Source organism: Okeania sp., assembly GCF_983059655.1.
Genome location: NZ_CEZPJD010000546.1, coordinates 1 through 5,393, shown reverse-complemented (window position 1 = coordinate 5,393; position 5,393 = coordinate 1). Strand labels below are relative to the sequence as shown.

Here is a 5,393-nt window from a genome sequence, read left to right as displayed (position 1 = left end):
ACTGATAACTGATAACTGATAACTGATAACTGAAATGACTTGGTTATACTGGCTGTACAATTGGAATTTCCACGATAAACTCTGCACCCTCACCAGGGGAAGAAATACAACTCAACTTTCCCTTATGTTTTTCCACAATAATTTGATAACTAATAGACAAACCTAAACCTGTACCTTTTCCTGCTGGTTTAGTAGTAAAAAATCGTTCAAATAAACGCTGCTGAACTTCCTCATCCATACCTAAACCATTATCTATAATTTTAACTGTAACTTTGTCGAATGTAGCTTCTGTTTTAATGGTAATAGTAGGAGTTTTATCTAAGCAATTAGAATTATCAAAAGCCTCTTCTAAAGAATCAATAGCATTACCAATTAAATTCATAAATACCTGATTTATCATACCCACATAACATTCTACTAAAGGCAATTCTCCATACTCTTTATGAATTTTAATTCTAGGTTTTTTTCCACGGCCTTTCAAACGATTTTGGAGAATTACTAAAGTACCATTAATACCATCATGAAAACTCATCAAAGTTTTCTTCACATCATCTTTACGAGAGAAATTACGCAGAGAACTCACAATATCACGAATTCTTTCTGCTCCTATTTGCATTGCTGATATTACTTTGGGTAAATCTTCCCTCATAAAATCTAGATCTATCTCTTCAAATTCTTCTTTAATGTGGTCTGGTGGATCTGTACAATATTCTTGATAAAGATTTAGTAAATTCATCATATCTTGAACATAATGATTCAAATGCACTATATTTCCATAAACAGAAGTTATAGGATTCTTAATTTCATGAGCAATTCCTGCTATTAATTGGCCCAAGCTAGACATCTTTTCAGCATTAGTTAAAGTTGTCTCTGCTTCATTCAGTTCTTGCAAAGTATTTTCTAATTTTTGCTTTTGTTGTCTTAACTCATGTTGAGATTGCTTTAGTGCTGCTTCTGCATTTTTACTCTCAGTAATATCTGCAAGAAAACCTTCTAAAGCGATTAATTTTCCTGACTCTGAAAACACTCCTATTCCCTGCTCCCAAATCCATTTAATTGCTCCAATTTTAGTAGTAATTCGATAAACTACTTGATAATGTCTATTTTCCTGTATGGCGAACCGTATAGCATTTCGTAAACGTTGTCGATCTTCTCTATGAATTAATTGTAATAAAGATACTTTCTGTGAACCCAAAAATTCTTTTGCTTTATAGCCAGTTAATGAATAGCAGCCGTCACTGACAAATTCTACACTTCTATGTGGATCGTTGCGAAAACGATAAGCCATACCTGGTAAATTACTCACTAAAGTAGCTAATTTTCTTTGACTTTCATATAAAGCTTCTTCTGCATATTTGCGTTCAGTGATATCTGTAATAACTGCTAATACACAAAGTTCATGACCAATATCAATAATCTCTGCAGACAACAACCATACCCTAATTTCACCAGATTTAACTCTGAACTGGTATTCCTGATTTTTCACAATTCCTTGCTGTTGTAAATTCTGCATAAATTCGGTTCTTACTTCTGGATTTACCCATATCTTCAACTCTTCTGCGGTAAAGCCGATTATTTCTTCACGGCAATAACTCATTATCTCCAAAAAGCCATCATTTACTTCGATAAACCGCCCATCTTTAAAAGTAGTAATACTGATTGGGTTGGGGCTACAACTAAATGCTTTTGAGAATTTTTCCTCCGATAACCGTAACTTTGCTTCTACTTGTTGACGTTCAGATATCTCTTTCTGTAATCGCTCAACTGCATCCTGAAGTTCAACTGTTCGTTTTTCTACGTTCTTTTCTAACTCCTCATTTGCCTGCTTTAGTGTCTTTTCTTTTAACACCCTATTACTAATATCTAAAATTACTGCTTGCCAACCACTTCTACCATCAAACTTCATAGAACTTAAGAAAACTTCTGCCGGAAATTCAGAACCATCTAAACGTTTATATCGCCAATTAAAACGACTTATCCCTCTGTGTGATGCTACTTCTAAATAACCTTTAAATATCATACTTGAGTCTTCTTTTTCAGACTGTGTTTGTGGGCTAAATTCCCAAGGTTGTTTTCCACACAACTCTGATTTATTAGTACAGCCAAATAGTTTTAAAGCAGCAAAGTTACAATCAATAAAACCTAGCTCATTGATAAATAAAACTGCATCTTGAGTGGATTCATATAAATCACGAAACTTTTTTTCTGAAGCTTGTATAGTAGCAATTAACCCTGTTTGGATAGCTATAGCTTGCTTACTCTCAGTAATATCTCTTGTTACTTGAGAAAAACCACGCAATTGTTGGTTATTATCATACAAAGCTGTCGTAATTACATTAGCCCAGAATTGCCCTTTATTTTGCTTCAAACAAATTTTTTCTATAACAAATTTACCTTGTTCTCTAGCAAATTTCAACTCTTGTTCTGGCAGGTTATTTTTCTGGTCTTTTTGAGTATAAAAAATAGATAAATGTCTACCAATAATTTGCTCTGATTGATATTGATAAATACGTTCTGCTCCAGGATTCCAGCTTACTACATATCCGTCTGAATCCAACATAAATAAGGCATAATCTTGAATACTTTCTATCAATAATCTTTGTCTTTCTTCGCTTTCTTGCAAAGCAGTTTCTGTTTGTTTGCGTTTGGTAATATCTTCAACAAATCCTTCATAATATAAAAAATTTCCCTCCCGATCGCGAACTATCCAGGCATTTTCAGAAATCCAAATTATTGTGCCGTCTTTACGATAAATCTGGGATTCAAATTCGGAAACTTCTCCTTTTGCTCGTAAAACCTCAGCAAATTCGTCACGTCGCTGAGAATCTACATAAAGTTGATTTTTAATATCTGCCAAGGCAGCAATCATTTCTGTAGAAGAGTCATAACCATAGATGCGAGCTAGTGTAGCATTAGCGCTGATGTAGCATCCTTCAAGTGTTGTTTGGTAAATTCCTACAACTTTATTCTCAAATATACTGCGATATTTATCTTCCATTTGCTGTAATATCTCTTGGCTTTTCTGACAATTAATCATTCAATTTTCCCGCTCCAGATTTATCCCTGTATGTAACTATTTTTACCTACTGAAGAAGTTTCTTATTAAATCAGTGCACCTTTTTAGTTACTATATATATTGACATATTTCTAACTTTTTGGCTTTAAAGATGTGACCATTATCTTAAAAATCAAATTACTCCAGAAAAAGTTAGAAATCAATAAAATTGACTTTTGGCTTTTTTTTGTAGACTGATGTTTAATTATAAAATATTCTTTTGATATATATACAGGATAAACATAAAATAATCAGATAGTGGAAATAATGTATATTTACTTCTAAGTATGACCGGTTCTATCGCTCAAAATCAACAAGATACACCAATGATTAATTCTTCTGCTAATGAATGGCCGAGTTTATTACAGCAGTTACTTGATGGCCAATCTTTATCTGCATCTCAAGCATCGAATTTAATGCAAGGATGGCTCCAAGAAGAAATTCCACCTGTTCTATCAGGAGCAATTCTAGCTGCCCTGCAAGCTAAAGGTGTATCTGCTGAAGAATTAGCAGGAATGGCAAAAGTATTACAGTCTTTATCTTTGACAAAAGAAGATGGCGATCGCTCCGTTCCTATCACAGACTCTAAATACCCAGTCATTGATACTTGCGGTACTGGTGGAGATGGAGCTTCAACATTCAATATTTCTACTGCTGTTGCCTTTGTCGTAGCTGCAGCCGGAGTGCCAGTAGCTAAACATGGAAACCGTTCTGCTTCTGGTAAAGTTGGCTCTGCTGATGTCTTGGAAGCATTGGGAATACGTTTGAGCGCTCCCACGGAAAAAGTAATATCTGCAGTATCTGAGGTAGGAGTAACTTTCTTATTTGCACCAGGTTGGCATCCAGCAATGAAATCTGTAGTTCCTCTACGTCGCACTTTAAAAGTACGAACTGTGTTTAATCTTTTGGGTCCTTTAGTTAATCCTTTGCGCCCTCAAGGTCAAGTCATAGGAGTGTTCAATTCTCATCTAGTAGAAATTATAGCTCAAGCTTTAGGAATATTGGGAGTAAAATCGGCGATCGCTCTCCACGGCAGAGAAAAACTAGATGAAGCTGGTTTGGGTGATATTACTGATATGGCTATTTTATCTAATGGTGAGGTAAGAATGACAACCATTAACCCCCAAGATTTAGGATTAAATTTTGCTCCTATAAGTGCCTTAGAGGGCGGGGAGGTAGAAAAGAATGCTGAAATCTTACAGAATGTTCTCCAAGGTAAGGGGACTTCTGCACAGACAGATGTAGTTGCTCTAAATACTTCTCTTGCCCTACAAGTAGCAGGTGTTGTACCACTAGAAGCTCATGCGGAAGGTATTGCCAAAGCTAAAGATATTCTCCAGAGTGGGGCAGCTTGGTTGAAGTTAGAGCAGTTAGTTAAATTCTTAAATCATTAGACATCTCCAGAAAAGAGGGAATAGGGAATAGGGGGAAATAATTGATAATTTCTGTACAATAGTCCTGTGAAATTAAGCGATCGAAAAAACTTTCTCCTTCTTATACCTTAAAACTCCCTCTTCTTCCCTCCTGATATAGAATCAGGTTATGTAATATATGTTGATAATTCTACAATTACTTCAATCTCCCCCACTCCCCTACTCTAATCCAACCAGGCATAAAATTAACTATTAGAACGTGCCCGCAACTCCACTACATTTTCCTTAATTGTCATATCATAACTACCAAAAAAGTCTTGTCCCAGCAGTGGTATCTCTGCTTCAGGAGGTGCGATAACAACAGTAAATTGTTTTAATTCTAAACCTCCCGCAGAAATAGAACCAACTATTCCTGCTTGTACTTCTACTTCTCTACCATCAGCAACTATTACAGTTCCCCGAGCAGAAGGTATAACTTTCAAGGAGTCTGCCATTTCCTGAGTAATAAGAGTCTTAGTAGCACCAGTATCAAAAATCATTTCATAGCTTTGACCATCATTAAAAGTAACATTAACTATAGGGCTACCTTCTTCTCCATTTGTACGTTTAACAATTGGTATTTCATATAACCCTGCTGTTGCAGTTGAAGTTGATACTTCCTCTGGTAATTCTTCTGGAAACAAACCACAAACTGATATTGTTAAGTCTCTCCTATTTCCAAATTCATCAAGCAGAAAACATCCTGGATATTCTTGAGCGATCGCGCCTGCAGTATAACCAAGGCCAAATCCTGTTATAGAAAATAATGTTGTCAGTAATACTGATGGTATTTGCCCAAATATTGTTTTGACCTGCTGCTTTTTTTCAGTCTCTGATTTCATTTGCTTTACCTGATTTTTATTACAAGAAAAGTTAGGGAAATATCTACATATTAAGTAAGGTTCTTCCTTCTTCCTTCTTCCTTA

The 5,393-nt window shown here is 35.4% G+C and carries 3 protein-coding genes; 1 reads left to right on the top strand and 2 read right to left on the bottom strand.

The window, feature by feature from the left end; translation table 11 throughout:
• Window positions 1-43: 43 nt before the first annotated feature.
• Window positions 44-3,037: a PAS domain S-box protein gene (locus AC3DU7_RS23845; RefSeq protein ID WP_488041785.1), complete on the bottom strand. Its 2,994-nt coding sequence runs from the start codon at window positions 3,035-3,037 to the stop codon at window positions 44-46.
• Between the two features lie 344 nt (window positions 3,038-3,381).
• On the opposite strand from AC3DU7_RS23845, the gene trpD reads away from it, so the two are divergent.
• Window positions 3,382-4,449, top strand: coding sequence for an anthranilate phosphoribosyltransferase (gene trpD, locus AC3DU7_RS23840; protein ID WP_488041786.1), 1,068 nt, complete (start codon window positions 3,382-3,384; stop codon window positions 4,447-4,449).
• A 224-nt stretch (window positions 4,450-4,673) separates the two neighbouring features.
• Here the strand turns inward: trpD and AC3DU7_RS23835 are convergent, their stop codons facing one another.
• Window positions 4,674-5,309 carry a retropepsin-like aspartic protease family protein gene (locus AC3DU7_RS23835; protein WP_488041784.1) on the bottom strand — a complete coding sequence of 212 codons (636 nt, stop codon included), beginning with the start codon at window positions 5,307-5,309 and terminating at the stop codon, window positions 4,674-4,676.
• Between the last annotated feature and the right edge of the window lie 84 nt (window positions 5,310-5,393).